Origin of the sequence: Phyllobacterium sp. OV277 (genome assembly GCF_900104355.1) — a bacterium.
GTDB lineage: Bacteria > Pseudomonadota > Alphaproteobacteria > Rhizobiales > Rhizobiaceae > Phyllobacterium.
On sequence record NZ_FNIY01000002.1, the window covers coordinates 1,092,264 to 1,107,116 of the forward strand.

The following is a 14,853-nucleotide window of genomic DNA, read 5'->3' on the forward strand; positions in this document are numbered from 1 at the left end:
AATGTCTAAAATTCATTTCGATACAATTGCACTGATCGGCATTGGTCTGATCGGTTCGTCGCTGGCGCGCGTCATCAAACGCGAAGGTCTGGCGGATCACATCGTCATCTCAACCCGCAGTGAAAGCACGCTCAAACGCGCAGAAGCGCTTGGCCTTGGTGACAGCTACGTCCTCGACAGTGCACAGGCGGTCAGGAATGCCGACCTCGTCATCATTTCCGTACCCGTTGGCTCATCGGGTGCTGTTGCCAAGCACATCGCCGGATCGCTGAAACCGGGCGCTATCGTCACCGATGTCGGTTCGACCAAGGGCTCGGTTATCGCGCAGATGCAGCCGGAACTGCCTGCAAACGTCCATTTCATTCCAGGCCACCCGCTGGCGGGTACGGAATATTCAGGCCCGGATGCGGGCTTTGCCGAACTCTTCTCCAATCGCTGGTGCATCCTGACCCCGCTAGAGGGGACTGATCCTGTGGCGCTCGACCGGCTGACCAAATTCTGGGAAGCCTGTGGCTCGCGTTTGGATACGATGGACCCCACGCACCATGACCGGGTGCTGGCCATCGTTTCACACCTTCCGCACATCATTGCCTACAACATTGTCGGCACGGCAAGTGATCTGGAAGAGGTGACCAATTCGGAAGTGATTAAATATTCCGCGTCGGGTTTTCGCGACTTCACCCGCCTCGCGGCTTCAGACCCGACCATGTGGCGCGATGTGTGCCTGCATAACAAGGACGCAATCCTTGAAATGCTGGCGCGGTTTTCCGAAGATCTCGCTTCATTGCAGCGGTCAATCCGTTGGGGTGATGGCGACGCGCTGTTCGATCTCTTCACCCGCACCCGCGCTGTCAGACGTGGGATTATCGATGCGGGTCAGGAAGTGGATGCGCCTGATTTTGGTCGGCAAAAGGCGAGTGCTTCAGGTTCTTGATGTAGTGAGGATGTAGGCATTGGCTGCATGACTGTGGTGCTTGGTGCACAAGCTCAGGAAGCTCGCCGGTGCTTTACCAGCGCTCCGGCGTTGATTTGAGGTGTTCACCCCCCTCTGTCCTGTCGGACATCTCCCCCACAAGGGGGGAGATCACATTGACATGAACGCTTTCCCACAACAGGAAACGTTGCAGATTGTGCAAAGGCGGCAATACAGCTGATCTCCCCCCTTGTGGGGGAGATGTCCGACAGGACAGAGGGGGGTGAAGTATCGCAGCCAACCTCTTTACCCTCACAATGAAGGCAAGCGCCCGATACTGATGAAGCCCACCGACATCTTCCCGTTTTTCACCGTGACGGGAAGGGTTGGGGCGCCGCTTGCGTCCTTTGGCACAAAGGCCATGGCCTGCACCACGGATGAAATGATCTTTTCCTGACCGGGGAGCACGGACTTGACCGTACTGGCAACGCTTTCAGGATTGCGCATGGTTATCTTGAAATCACCGCTGATACGGCCATCATCTGCAACGGAAAACGGTCCTGAAATAGCAATGCCGCTACCATCGGGCAAAGCGAGATCAACACGGCGCAGCATGCCGGACTGTCCGCGCAGGACCGACAGATCGCGTTCCGGCTTGCCGATCAGGGCAAAACCGTTTGCCAGCTGGATATCGGCTGCGCCAGTCAGTTCCGGCAAAGGCTTGTCGTAAACGGTGTTGTCGGCAATTTTCAGGCTGCTGAAAGACAGCGCGATGTCCATAACAGGCTCGATGGCGCGGAAATGCACCTGGCCATCCTTCAGCGTTGCCAATGGTGTAGCTGCACCAGCTGGATTGTGCTGGTTGATCACGACATTGCGCCCCTCAACCGAGAGGCGGCGCGGGATCGGCTTATCAAGCCGAACGCTCGATTTGAGATTGTCCCAGTTCAGATCAAGCGGTGCCATACCCGGCACGCTGACCGAGGCAGGGCTGTCAACCTCGCTGACGATGTGGAATGGCGCATAGATCTGCGCGGCCGAGCGGAAAGCACCCGTATGAACCGAAACATTCTTGGCCTGATCGACCCATGAAACGCTGGAGCAGTTAAGGCCAAGGCGGAAGGGATAGCCACTGGCCCCGGCATTTTCGCAGGCGGCGTTGATGCCCTTGGCTTGCAGACCGGCAATATTGGTGGCAACGCGCGTTTCCAGCATATTGGCGAGATAATACCATCCACCCGTATAGAGCAGGCCGACAATGACGATACCTGCGGCAAGGAAACGGATGCGCCTTCCGGCATTGTAGCTTTTGTCTGATGTCCTTGACGTCATGGTCCGTGTCTCGCTATCGGTCAGTAAAGAAGCTTCGCATCGAAGCACAGCTATCAGGACGGATATGGGCGATTTTTGGGTCTTTGGCTATGGTTCTCTCATGTGGAAGCCCGGCTTTGCACATGTTGAAACGATGCATGCGCGGCTTCATGGCTACCGGCGCGCGCTTTGCGTGCATTCCTATGTGCATCGCGGCACGCCGGAGCGTCCCGGACTGGTGCTTGGGCTTGATCATGGCGGTTCATGTCTCGGCCTCGCCTTCCGGGTTCCCGGCGATCTCGAAGAGGAGGTGGTCGCCTATCTGCGCGAGCGGGAACTGGTGACGAATGTTTATCTGGAAAAGCGGTTAGCCGTGCGTCTCAAGGACGGGCGCAAGGTCGAAGCGCTGACCTATGTGGTCGACCGCAAACATGTGCAATATGCTGGCGCGTTAACCGTGGAGCAGGCCGCAGCCACCGTGCGCGGTTCGGTTGGCCAGTCAGGCCGCAACGAGGACTATGTGCACAGCACGCTGGAGCACATGCGCAAAATGAATATCCGTGACCACTGGTTTGAAACGCTGGTGGCTGCAGTTGATAGCAAGCAGGGATAGGTGCAAATTTAGGGTGCTTGGTGGGGGATTGGTTCGTGGTCCGAGAGGCTCACCATGAGGGAGAGGGGTGATGCATCGATAGTCGCCAGCGTTGCAGAATATCCAATCACCAATGTTGCAGAACTTGGCTCCTCACAAACCCACCCCACCGTCATCCTCGGGCTTGACCCGAGGACCCATGAATTGAGTTCGAACGAACCTGAATGCCCGGCGCTTTTAAAGTGTGGGTCCTCGGGTCAAGCCCGAGGATGACGGAGATAGGTGGATTGCAGGGTGCCTTATTCTGCAACGCTGGCGACTATCGATGCATCACCCAAGCCCCTCATGGTTGTTATGTCGAACCACGCACGAGGTTCATGCAAAGGGGCCTGTAGCTTCAGACAATCACACCCAGTTCCTTCAGCCGCTGCACTGCTGTTGGCGGCATAGGCGGTGGATTGTCAGACCGTGCGGCTTCGATCAACAGTTCATCACAGGCGGCCTCCGTCACCTCCTGCAGCTTTCGCAGGAAGGCCTCCGCATCCAGACCCGGTTGGATCGGCGGCAGGATGCGGCAGCGGATTGTGCCCGGAAAACGCCGGAACTTGCGGCGTGGCCAGTATAGACCGGCGACATGGGCAATCGGCAAAACAGGCACACCAAGTTCGCTGTAGATATGCGCCACGCCATATTTATAGGCGGGCGGTGCGCCGGGGGCCGTGCGTGTGCCTTCCGGATAGATCATCAGCTGGCGCCCTTGCGAAACCGCGTCCCGCGCACCCCGGACAGCTGCCTTCATGGCAACGGAGCGCTTGCCCCGGTCAATCGGCACCATCTTCATCTTGAGAATGTACCAACCGAACAGCGGTATCCACATCAACTCGCGTTTGAGGATGTAAACCGGATCGGCAATCTGCGGCAGGAACGCGTAGGCATCCCAGAAGGACTGGTGCTTTGGGGCGCAGATATAGGGACCGTCAGGGATATTCTCGAGGCCCTCGACCACATGATCAGTGCCCGCCAGTACCTTCTGCAACCAATGGTTGGACTTCGCCCAGTTCTTCGGCACGCTCCACGCATTTTTGCGGGGGCTGAGGAAATAGTAAGGGGTGAATATAATCATCTGAACAATCAGATTGATATAAAAGGCGATGTTGAAAACAATTGATCGGATGATCGTCATGGGGGTCCCGGTCATGGCGGTTGGATAGGTCTTCGTTACAGCAAGTTGACCTCGCCGTGAACCACTATCAGGCGTCTTTGACCCAACGGACGAGGGTTTGTGTGACAGCCGATAGATTATCCGGCAGAGCCGACCGAATGACAGCACCAAGATATTTTACATATTCGACCACAAGCACGCGCACCACCTGACCACGGGCCAGCCAGTCGCCGTTGCGCAAATCGCTGTTGACGATGGGGTAGGGGATGAATTCGATATCCTGCGAGGCGCGTCTGAGTTCAACCAGAGTGCGGGGCATGTGGTAATTATTGGTGACCACGATGACGCGGCTATAGTGATTGGCCTTGGCCCATTTGATGCTTTCGGATGCATTGCCGATTGTGTCCATGGCGGATCGGTCGATATCGACGCAGCATTCAAACAAGGTGGCATCGCCGCGCGTCACACGCTGCAATTCACCGCGTTTGGTCGAAGGATGCACGCCGCTGATGAAAAGCCGCTCGCCACGTTTGTTCTTGAGGAGATCGAGCGCGCCTTCAATGCGCGAATAGCCGCCGGTCAGGACGACAATACCATCCGCCGGTTCAACCAGATCCGGTGTCTGCATGGTGCTGACATGATCGCTGAAAACAATGAAGCCGCCGAGGAAAAGGCCGAGCGCCAGAACCCCGAGCAAAAAGAATGGCCGGGCAATCCGCTTGCGCAGCGCAGACGCGATCCCACCTGTGCGGCCTTCTGGGCCTGCGGGTGGTTGATTGCTGCTGTCGTTCGCGCCTTCCATTTTCGGGTCACGCATTGCCTTGTTCGTGGGTCATGTTACCGGGAGCTTATAGGCCTTGCCGGCAAACCTCCCCTAAATTTTTGTCGTCAAATTGAATCGAATCGGCGGGGTTCAGTTATCGTGACTTTCGCCAGCCCTTCCATCAACCTGCCGCAAATGCGCTATGACTGTCATTCGTGTTGTAATCATGGTCAAAACACTGACTGCGAGTATGATCAGGACGACGCCGGTATAGCCGCCCGAACCGATGGAAAAGTTGCCAAACAGGGCTGTGGCCTGATCGGCTTCCGGGGTTGCCAGATTACGCGACGACCACCAGCCGATGATCAGGAAGATCAAAATGGCCAGCGCACCACCGCATAAAGCGCCTTTCAGGGCAGTCCAGAAAAAATGCCGCTCGAATTGCCGCGCGACGAATTTCTGCTCCGCGCCGATAAAATGCAGCACTTCGATGATGTGACCATTACCGGCCATGGCGCCGCGCGTGGCAAAAATAACCGTCAGAACCGTCGCTGCGACCACCAGTCCAAGCACTGCCATGCCGATCAGAACCGTGGAACGGGCCATGGAGACAAGCCGGTCGACCCAGTTGCGGTGATCATCGAAACTGGCGCCGGGAACGTTTTTCACAAGCTCGCTGCGCAGCGTGGCAAAATCCGGCGGGGAGGCTTCATCAAGGCTCACAACCACGAGCCGGGGAACCGGCAGGTCATCAATGTTCAGCCCGGTGCCGAGCCATGGCTCCAAGAGCCGTGCCGTTGCCGCGCGGTCAATCACACGGGTGGATTTAACCCCGGCAAAGCCTTCCGCCAGCTTGCTGGCCTGCACCAGCAGCTTTTCCATATCCTGTCCCTCGACAGGGCGGATCTGGATGGTGGCTTCAGTGGAGATCTGGCTTTGCCATGTGGCGGCTGTCGATTGGACAAGGCTGACCGCGCCAATGGTCAGGCAGGCGAGGAATGTCATGATGGCGATGACAATCATCAGCGCATGACCGACGACGTTACCCGCCGGGACAATTGGCGCTTGACCCGTCTTGCCACGCACAAACTCTATCGCCCGGTCCATGAGACCGAGGGCCAGTACCCGGAGGCGGGCGACATCAATCATAAATATCGAGCCTCCCCTGATCCAGAATCATGCGCCGGGCATTGACCTGATCCATAAGGGTGAGATCGTGAGTGGCGATGACAACGGCGGTCCCGGAACGGTTAAGCTCGCCGAACAGGCGAAGCAAGCGGCGGGCCAGCGGCGGATCAACATTGCCTGTTGGCTCGTCGGCCAGCAGGATTTCCGGCTGGTCGATGAGCGCGCGGGCGATGGCGGCGCGCTGCTTCTCGCCGCCCGACAGAACCGGTGGCAGAACATGCATCCGCTCACCCAGGCCGACCCAGTGCAGCAGCTCTTCGACTTCGGCGCGATAGGTCGCCTCTTCCTTGCCGCGCACCCGCAGTGGCAGGGCGACATTCTGATAGGTTGTCATATGATCGAGCAGACGGAAGTCCTGAAACACCACACCGATCCGGCGGCGCAGCATCGGCATTTCTTTCGATGAAATGGTGGCAATATCCTTGCCGAAAACCGTGATAAGGCCGCGTGTGGGCTTGAGGGTCATGAACAGCAGGCGCAACAGCGAGGTCTTTCCAGCGCCCGAAGGGCCGGTCAGAAACTGGAACGAGCGGGGTGAAATATGGAGGCTGACATCACGCAGAACCTCCGGGCCCATCCCGTATCGTAAACCGACATTCTCAAAACGAATCAAGCGAGACTTTCCAAGTTTTTCATCCAAGCGTGTTTTATTCAGCGCGGACGGATTTGACCACCCATCAATCGCCGCATCGGCTCGTCGAAACATTAATTATTGAGCGGTAGATTTGGGCCATGATTCGGAGGAACATGACTGCAACATGGCAGAGCGACCGGAAAATGCATGATTGCACGATTTAAAACGACCAGCGGCGATTGCGCCTCGCATATCGGACCCTCCCTCCACTTCGACAAAGGCGGAGCGGAAGATGCAATATATGAGTCACTGTCGCCTCAGATTTTACAAGGCATGCCATTAGCAGGATCACCCGCAAACAATCGTATGGCAATTCTACAAAAGTCGCAGCAGGCGGATGCGCGCATGCCCGGCTTTGCCTACTGGCTGCTGGTACTGCTGGTTGCCGCGTCAACCTTCTGGATTTGCGGCGGATATGTATTGTTCAGCCCGCCATATAGCGTCAAGCCGCATGTATCAGGGTCAACAGCGCTTGATCTGTCGCAGCAACGCTATTCCGTCACCGGGCATTGATTTCCTTTCCAACAGTCGTTCAGCTTTTGCTTTTCTGGCTGATATCGGGCTATAGGGAGCCTCACTTGTCGGAAAATCAGGAAAAGTTGCATGCCGAAGGTTGGCGAGAAAAATATCGATGTTCTGTTCAGTGCCGAGACGATTGCCGCGCGCAATCTTGAGCTTGCCGAGGACATCGTCGCAAAGCATTTCGACAATCTGCTTGTCATCTCGATCCTCAAGGGATCGTTTATTTTCGCCGCCGATCTGATCCGCGCCATGCATGATGCCGGTGCCGAGCCCGATGTGGAGTTCATCACGGTCTCCAGCTATGGCAAGGGCACGGAAAGCAAGGAAGTGCGGCTCTTGCGCGATATTGACAGCGATGTGCATGGCCGCGACGTGCTTCTGATCGACGATATTCTGGAATCAGGCAAGACGTTGAAATTCACGCGCGAACTGATGCTGGAACGCGGCGCGCGCAGCGTTTCCATTGCTGTTCTGCTCGATAAGAGCGTGAAGCGAAAAACCGATATCGAAGCGGATTTCAAGGGCTTTGAATGCCCTGATTATTTCGTTGTCGGTTATGGCATGGATGTCGGGCATTCGTTCCGGCAGTTACCCTATGTGGGTGTCGTGCGCGACTGATCCCGGTCAATCGAATTTCAGCAGACGTTCCAGATAGTCCTTTTCCATCTGCGGGCTGAGCGCGTTACCCAGTCTTTGGCGGATCGCATCAAGGATTTGTTTGGCGCGCTGGATATCAGCTTCGCCGGGGAGCATGGGCCTGTCGACATCGGAATAGGAACTGGTGCCGTCCTTGCCCTGCGGGCGTCCCAGCGGATCGAGACCGCCTTGCTCGCCTTTGCCCTTGCCCGTCTGCCCCATGGCCTGCATCTGCTTCATCATGTCCTGACCGCCCTTGCGCAGGGAATCAAGCGCGTTGCTCTGCTGGTCAAGTGCCTGTCCGCTGTCCGCATCGCCGAGTGATTTTTTGGCTTCACCCATGGATTTACCGGCGTCGCCGAAATCCTTGTTGGGCGTAATGCCCTGACCATTCAGATCATCCATCAGCTGCTGTAGGTCCGACTGAAGCTTGCCCTGACCTTCCTGCAGGCCCTTGAGTGCCTTGGCAATCTCTTCCTCGGACATCTGGCCCTGCTGGCCATCCTGCCCCATCTGGCCATTGTCCTGCATCATGCCGTTCTGGCGCTGCTGTTCCAGCCGGTGCGTCTCATTCATTGTTTGCTGCTGACGCCGCATCAGGTCGCCCAGTTTGTTCATCTGCTGCTTCATTGAATCGCCCTGGCCATCTTTGCCCTGAGCCTGACGCATCTGCAGATTGTTCAGCATGTCATTGAGCTGCGAGAGCAATTGCTGGGCCTGTTCCTTCGAGCCCTGCTTGGCCAGTTCCTCGATCTGCTTGAGAATCCGGTCAATATCCTCCTGCCGCAGCTCGCGCGCATTGGGATCGGCCTGCGCCATCTTCGGGTTGCGCTGCGCCTGCTGGGCAAGCTCGCGCATATATTTGTTCATGGCCTTGCGCAGATCGGCCATGCGCTTTTCGATTTCCTCGGGGCTGGCATTCTGCTCGATCGCCTGCCGCAATGCTTCCTGGGCCTCGCGCAGGCTGCGTTCCGCTTCGGAGAGTGCGCCATCTTCAATACCGCGTGCCACCTGCCACATATAGGCGACGACATCGCGCAACTGATCATCGCTGCGGGCAATGTTCAAACGCGAACGGATGCTGCGCAGGGCCAGATAATGGGTCGGGTTCTTGATGGTTTCCTCAGGCCAGAGGGTGATGGCATCCAGCATGTTGAGCACATCAGGCTTGGTATTGGCATTGAGAGCAAGAACACGCCGCTGTTCCACGACAGCGCGGGCCAGTGGATTGGAGAATGGCCGCTCCGGCATGACCCAGGTTCTGGTTTCGCTTCTGGCTTCCTGCTTTGCATCATCGACTGCAAGAAGGGTTATGTGGATTTCCGATCCGGCCCAGACATGCTCGGTGAGGTCCTTGGTGGTCTTGGTATCACCGCCTTGCGCGCCGCGTTTTGGAAGGCTCAGCGGTATTTCAGGGGCGGCATAGAGCGGCCGTGCATCCTTGGCGGGTGGCGCGATCTGTTCGACCTTCGCCTGCGCACTGGCAGCGCCGTAATCGTCCTTGATCTCGTATGTCAGTTCCATCGTGCCATTGACGGCGCTTGACGGTTCCTTGGTAAAGCGGATCGTTGGCGGCTGATCCGGCAGAACTGTAAATGCCCATTCGGAATCGACATTGCTGCTGTCAGTCAGCTTGATAGCGGTGTTGGTCTCAAGCGCCACTTCGAAATTGCGTGGCTGGTCCTTGGCAGCTGTGGCCTCTTCCGGCTTTGCCGCGTCCTTGACGGCGACCTCAGTAGGCTTGCCATCAGGCAGAGTCTTCGTGACTTTCTCCGAGCCGGTGCCGCCGATAATACGAATAACCAGCGTGCTGTTCTGCGGAACAGTGAACTGCTTTTCCTGATTATTGGCAGCCGAGGTGAGAAAAACCGGCGGGCGGCCCGTATAGCGCGGCGGCGTAACCCAGGCATCGATGCGAGGCGGCAAGGCATTGCTGGCGCTATGGCTTTTGAATGCATCGCTGAGGCGTCCACCGAGCGGACCACCGGAAAAAGCGAAGGCGATAACGAGGAGCAATCCGACAACGGCCCGCAGGCCCCAAGGGTCGATTTCCGGAATATTCGTGCGTGGCAGTCCGCTTCTCAGACCCTTGATGCGCTCCGCCATGCGCCTGCGGTGCTCGTCCCACAAGGCTTGCGCGAACGGATCATCCTTGCTCGTCGCTATCGTTTCCGACTGGACGGCGATGGGCTGGTGGTCAAGTGTGTTGACGTCTTCGAGATGACGGCTGACTTCCGCGTGATCAGGCAGGCGGAATTTCAGCAGGATATAGAGGCAGGCCGGCAGTGAGAGCACGAACAGCGCCAGCAATCCCAGCCGCGCCAGATCGGGCAGGGTGCGGAAAATGCCAAACCAGGCAAAGATCACGAACAATGCGATGACAAGCAGTGTTGGTAGCACCAGCGGCCAGAGCCGTTCAAAGGCGAGGGTCAACCACGCGGACAAGCGAAGGCGATCGATATTTTTGAAAATATCGAACCTGACCCTTTCAGCGTCCCGTTGGTCCGGGTGTTGACCGGTCATCCTCACTCCATCTCGTCAACTGCATGAATCTTTATGACGCGTCGACTTAACCTTGAGAATACCACTCATCGTGGCAAAGGCGAGGCCTTGGCGCAAAAAGCTGTTCACCGTTGTGTGTATATGCCGGTGCTCTAAAGCCAGTCGGGTATCGAATCGAGGCCTATCAGTTCCTCGTAGCTCGTGCGCGGGCGCACAACGTGGAACTGATCGCCGTTCACAAGCACTTCGGGAACGAGCAGGCGGGTATTATAGGTGCCTGCCTGAACCGCGCCATAGGCTCCAGCCGTGCCGATGGCAATCAGATCGCCGGGCGCTGGACGCGGAAGGTCGCGGTCAAGCCCGATATAATCGCCGGTCTCGCAAACCGGCCCGACCACATCGCCGCGAATGCGTGGATGGCTTGGCGTTGCTTCCTTGACCGGGCGGATCGTGTGGAATGCGTCATAGAGTGTTGGCCGGATAAGGTCATTCATCGCCGCATCGACAATGATGAAATTGCGCGCATCGCCCTCTTTGACGAAAATGACTTCACTGACCAAAATACCGGCATTGCCGACGATCAGGCGCCCCGGCTCGAATATCGTCTTCAGCCCCAGCGGCTTGATATGCTTGGTAACGATGGCTGCATAGGCATCGGGCAGGGGTGGCGGGTTGTTGTCGAAGTGGTAGGGAATGCCGAGGCCGCCGCCGAGATCGACATGGTTGATATCATGGCCGTCAGCTTTGAGATCGCCGACCAGCTGTGCGAGCAGGGCAAAAGCATCATCAAACGGTTCCAGATCGGTGATCTGGCTGCCAATATGCATATCAACGCCCCGGACCTTGAGGCCGGGCAGCTTTGCCGCATGGGCATAGACGGAACGCGCCTTGGCCAAGGGAATGCCGAACTTGTTCTCGGACTTACCTGTCGAAATCTTCTTATGCGTCTTGGCGTCCACATCGGGATTGATACGCAGCGACACCGGCGCGATCTTTCCTGCTGCAACGGCCCGGCTGGAGAGAAGCTCCAGCTCAGGCTCGGATTCCACATTGAAGCAGTGAATCCCGGCACTGAGCGCAAAGTCCATTTCGCCCGGCTTCTTGCCAACGCCCGAAAAGACGATCTTGCTGGCCGGAATGCCCGCTGCGAGCGCACGGCGCATTTCGCCTTCCGACACCACATCGGCACCGGAGCCGAGACGCGCAAGGGTTTTCAAAACGGCCTGATTGGAATTGGCTTTCAGCGCATAGCAGACCAGTGCATCCATTTCGGCAAAGGCCGCGGCAAAAACCTTATAGTGCCGCTCGATGGTTGCCGTCGAATAGCAATAGAAGGGGGTGCCGACCGCCTTGGCGATATCGGGAATGCTGACGTTCTCGGCATGGAGAACGCCGTCCTTATAATCGAAATGGTTCACGAAAAATCAGCCTAGATTATCGAGTCGAGGAAAAAGCGCTTGTCTTCAACGGGCGGTTTGGCAGGTTTGGCCTCGCCCGGTGCCGGTGCGGTTACCGATGCTGGCGGCAGTTCAAGCGGGCCCTTGCGGCCACAGGCCGATACCGCGCTTACGATTGCAACCGCCATCAGAATTGTCGTGAGGTAAGAACGGCTTCTCATAGATTTTGATCCTGTCGTCCGGAAATATGTTGTCCTGTCTAACGTATGGGAACGCTATTTGCATCCCCCATCATCAGACTTACGATTTCGTGATGCGTTTTTGCCAGAACTTGATCTGTTTGCGAACCTGTTCCGGAGCCGTGCCGCCATAGGATTTGCGGCTGCGCACGGATTTGTCCACGGTCAGATAGCCAAACACCGCATCGGTGATCCCAGGGTGAATGCCTTTCAAGTCATCAAGCGTCAATTTGCCAAGCTCGACTTTCTTCTGTTCGGCAAGTGCCACGGCACGGCCGGTCACATGATGCGCCTCGCGGAACGGCAGGCCAAGCTCACGCACCAGCCAGTCGGCAAGATCGGTCGCCGTCGAATAACCGGAACCCGCAGCCTTCTTCATGGCGGCGGTGTTGATGGTCATATCGCCGACCATGCCGGTCATGGCGGCCAGCGCCAGTTCAAGCGTTTCGGCGGCGTCGAAAACGGCTTCCTTGTCTTCCTGCATGTCCTTGGAATAGGTCAGCGGCAGGCCCTTCATGACGGTGAGCAGCCCAACCAGCGAGCCGGTGATACGGCCTGTTTTGGCACGCACCAGTTCTGCGGCATCGGGGTTTTTCTTCTGCGGCATGATGGATGAGCCGGTGGAGAAGGAATCCGACAGGCGCACAAAGCCGAATTGCGGTGTCGACCAGATGACGATTTCTTCGGCGAGCCGCGAAAGATGGGTAGCGGCAATTGCCGCCAGCGACAGGAATTCCAGCGCGTAGTCGCGATCGGATACGCTGTCGAGCGAGTTGCGGGTCGGCTCACGAAAGCCGAGTTGTTTCGCCGTCATATGCCGGTCGATGGGAAAACCTGTTCCGGCGAGTGCGGCAGCGCCGAGCGGCGACTCGTCCATACGCTCGATTGCGTCCTTCACCCGGCTCAAATCACGGCCGAACATTTCCACATAGGCCATGCAGTGATGGCCGAAGGTAACGGGCTGTGCCGTTTGCAAATGGGTGAAGCCCGGCATCAGTGTCGCGGCATGTTCTTCGGCGCGCTTCAGGAAGGCTTCGATGAGCTTTTTCAGCGCGGCCGCTGTTCGTTGCAATTCTTCCTTGACCCACAGGCGGAAATCCACGGCAACCTGATCATTGCGCGAGCGGGCTGTGTGCAGGCGGCCAGCCGGCGCGCCGATGAGTTCGGCAAGGCGCGACTCGACATTCATGTGAATGTCTTCAAGTTTGCGTGAGAAAACGAACTTTCCGCTCTCGATTTCTGACAATATCGTGTTCAGGCCCTTTGCGATCTTGTCGTGATCCTCAGCTGCGATTATGCCGGTTTTCGCAAGCATGGCAGCATGAGCAAGAGAACCGGCGATATCCTGGGCATAGAGTTTCTGGTCAAAACCGATGGAAGCGTTGATTTCTTCCATAATGGCAGCCGGACCCGAGGCAAAACGGCCTCCCCACATTTCATTGCTGTTTTTCTTGTCGGACATTGTAAACCTTGGGTGAGCCTTTGGTGAACCGGGGTGGATAGACGGAAAGTGTAAAATATGAGCGACGGCAACGAACCACAGAAGACCACGTCAGGCGGCAACAGGAAAATCATTCTTCTTGCTGCGCTCGCAGGCATAGTTGCCGGTGCGGTTGGGGTATACGTGATGGAGCGGCCCTCTGGCAACATTGTTGCCGGAACAAACACGACCGATCAATGCACAGCCAAGACCGATACGGCCAAGAAGATCGATGCGGCAGCCACTGGCGCCGTTGCCGCCATGCGCGGAGCCGAAAAGCCGCAATCCATGTCTTCGCTTTCCTTCACTGGCCCCGATGGCAAGCCGATGCGGCTGGCGGATTTCAAGGGCAAGACCATCCTCGTCAATCTCTGGGCCACCTGGTGCGCGCCCTGCCGTGAGGAAATGCCCGCGCTTGATGCGCTGCAAACCAAAAAGGGCGGCGATAATTTTCAGGTCGTGACGATCAATATCGATACGGGCGACGATCAGAAGCCGAAGGGCTTTTTGAGCGATATCGGCGTGAAGTCCCTGACGCTTTATCGCGATCCAACCATGGGCGTGTTCAATGAGTTGAAGCGCAAGAATCTGGCATTTGGCCTGCCGGTGACGATGATCGTCGACAAGGACGGCTGCCAGATCGCCGCAATGAATGGTCCTGCACCATGGGAAAGCGATGATGCTGCCAAACTGATCGATGCGGCAATATCGGCGCAGTAGTCTGAGAGCCGTTCTTTACCAACAGGCTTGAACATGGAGGGTGGTTCGACACGCTGACCATGAGGGAGAGCGGTGGATGCAACGATAATCGTAAAGATTGCAGATTACAGGGCTGCGGAACTTGACACCCTGCAATCCTCACTCTCCCTCATCCTGAGCTTGTCGAAGGGCGCAACAACGGTTCTGCAATCAACATATTAAGCTTCCCTATTGCCACGCCCGCTTTTGCGTCTGGCTATTGAAAGGTGGGAAAGACGGGCGATCCAAAGGGGAACGCGGAAGTCTTGGCATTGGTAGTGTAGTCAGTGCGTTCCCCGGAGATTTTCCTGTTTGAACCAAGAAAATAACCGGATCACCCGTCCCGATGACTGGTTTTACCCTTGTGAGATAAAACCTTTCCTCTGCGGTTGGGGTCTCCCCGCAGGTGAAATCACTGATCCTTTCCTGACTTCGAAAGTTTTCCGGAGCATTCCCGCCGGAAAGGACACCATCAGAATAAGCGAGGTGGGATGGTGTTGGATAAGTTGGCGCTATTTTTTTGAAAATTGATCGTTGCATGAATGTTGTGCGTGGTTCGACACGCTCACCATGAGGGAGAGAGGTGGGTTGCAGGGAGCCAAGTTCTGCAAGCTCTGCGCTGCACTCTTTGCGCTGCAATCTCTGCGATTAGCGTTGCATCCACCCAAGCCCCTCATGGTGAGCCTGTCGAACCACAGCGGCATTCACCCCCCTCTGTCCTGTCGAACATCTCCCCCACAAGGGGGGAGATCAGCCTTCACTACTGCCTTTGCACA

General features: G+C 57.0%; 14 protein-coding genes. 5 read left to right on the forward strand and 9 right to left on the reverse strand.

The features are described from left to right. The first annotated feature begins 1 nt into the window (after position 1). Entirely contained in the window at positions 2-934 is a 933-nt protein-coding gene (locus tag BLU05_RS11395) for a prephenate/arogenate dehydrogenase family protein (RefSeq protein WP_091879990.1), read from the forward strand. A 291-nt stretch (positions 935-1,225) separates the two neighbouring features. On the opposite strand, the gene BLU05_RS11405 is transcribed toward BLU05_RS11395, so the two are convergent. Continuing rightward, positions 1,226-2,245: a DUF2125 domain-containing protein gene (locus BLU05_RS11405; protein WP_091879995.1), complete on the reverse strand. Its 1,020-nt coding sequence runs from the start codon at positions 2,243-2,245 to the stop codon at positions 1,226-1,228. Positions 2,246-2,309: 64 nt separating this feature from the next. Here BLU05_RS11405 and BLU05_RS11410 point away from each other — a divergent pair, with 64 nt between their 5' ends. Further along, positions 2,310-2,837 (forward strand): gamma-glutamylcyclotransferase, encoded by a 528-nt coding sequence (locus BLU05_RS11410; RefSeq protein WP_091879996.1) that lies wholly within the window; start codon positions 2,310-2,312, stop codon positions 2,835-2,837. A 376-nt stretch (positions 2,838-3,213) separates the two neighbouring features. Here BLU05_RS11410 and BLU05_RS11415 read toward each other — a convergent pair whose 3' ends face one another. From BLU05_RS11415 to ftsE, 4 genes are all read right to left on the reverse strand, one after another. After that, positions 3,214-3,999 (reverse strand): lysophospholipid acyltransferase family protein, encoded by a 786-nt coding sequence (locus BLU05_RS11415; RefSeq protein WP_091879998.1) that lies wholly within the window; start codon positions 3,997-3,999, stop codon positions 3,214-3,216. Positions 4,000-4,066: 67 nt separating this feature from the next. Further along, positions 4,067-4,795: a YdcF family protein gene (locus BLU05_RS11420; protein WP_244518277.1), complete on the reverse strand. Its 729-nt coding sequence runs from the start codon at positions 4,793-4,795 to the stop codon at positions 4,067-4,069. A gap of 96 nt (positions 4,796-4,891) precedes the next feature. Continuing rightward, positions 4,892-5,890, reverse strand: a complete 999-nt coding sequence (locus tag BLU05_RS11425; RefSeq protein WP_091880000.1) for a cell division protein FtsX — start codon at positions 5,888-5,890, stop codon at positions 4,892-4,894. Then, the gene (ftsE, locus tag BLU05_RS11430; protein ID WP_091880275.1) at positions 5,883-6,542 is read right to left on the reverse strand and encodes a cell division ATP-binding protein FtsE; all 660 of its coding nucleotides are present in this window, start codon (positions 6,540-6,542) and stop codon (positions 5,883-5,885) included. Before ftsE ends, BLU05_RS11425 begins: the two co-directional genes overlap by 8 nt. A 327-nt stretch (positions 6,543-6,869) precedes the next feature. Between ftsE and BLU05_RS25935 the strand changes: the two genes are divergently transcribed. Both BLU05_RS25935 and hpt read left to right on the forward strand, forming a co-directional pair. After that, positions 6,870-7,076, forward strand: coding sequence for a hypothetical protein (locus BLU05_RS25935; RefSeq protein ID WP_139210434.1), 207 nt, complete (start codon positions 6,870-6,872; stop codon positions 7,074-7,076). Between the two features lie 90 nt (positions 7,077-7,166). After that, positions 7,167-7,703 (forward strand): hypoxanthine phosphoribosyltransferase, encoded by a 537-nt coding sequence (hpt, locus tag BLU05_RS11440; protein ID WP_091880003.1) that lies wholly within the window; start codon positions 7,167-7,169, stop codon positions 7,701-7,703. A 6-nt stretch (positions 7,704-7,709) separates the two neighbouring features. On the opposite strand, the gene BLU05_RS11445 is transcribed toward hpt, so the two are convergent. From BLU05_RS11445 to argH, 4 genes are all read right to left on the reverse strand, one after another. After that, positions 7,710-10,244, reverse strand: coding sequence for a TIGR02302 family protein (locus BLU05_RS11445; protein ID WP_091880005.1), 2,535 nt, complete (start codon positions 10,242-10,244; stop codon positions 7,710-7,712). Positions 10,245-10,375: 131 nt separating this feature from the next. Next, positions 10,376-11,641 carry a diaminopimelate decarboxylase gene (gene lysA, locus BLU05_RS11450; protein ID WP_091880006.1) on the reverse strand — a complete coding sequence of 422 codons (1,266 nt, stop codon included), beginning with the start codon at positions 11,639-11,641 and terminating at the stop codon, positions 10,376-10,378. Positions 11,642-11,652: 11 nt separating this feature from the next. After that, the gene (locus tag BLU05_RS11455) at positions 11,653-11,841 is read right to left on the reverse strand and encodes an LPS translocon maturation chaperone LptM (protein ID WP_091880008.1); all 189 of its coding nucleotides are present in this window, start codon (positions 11,839-11,841) and stop codon (positions 11,653-11,655) included. Positions 11,842-11,920: 79 nt separating this feature from the next. Next, complete coding sequence (gene argH, locus BLU05_RS11460; RefSeq protein WP_091880009.1) at positions 11,921-13,321, reverse strand: argininosuccinate lyase; 1,401 nt, start codon at positions 13,319-13,321, stop codon at positions 11,921-11,923. A gap of 57 nt (positions 13,322-13,378) precedes the next feature. Between argH and BLU05_RS11465 the strand changes: the two genes are divergently transcribed. Then, the gene (locus BLU05_RS11465; protein WP_091880011.1) at positions 13,379-14,059 is read left to right on the forward strand and encodes a thiol:disulfide interchange protein TlpA; all 681 of its coding nucleotides are present in this window, start codon (positions 13,379-13,381) and stop codon (positions 14,057-14,059) included. Positions 14,060-14,853 lie beyond the last annotated feature (794 nt).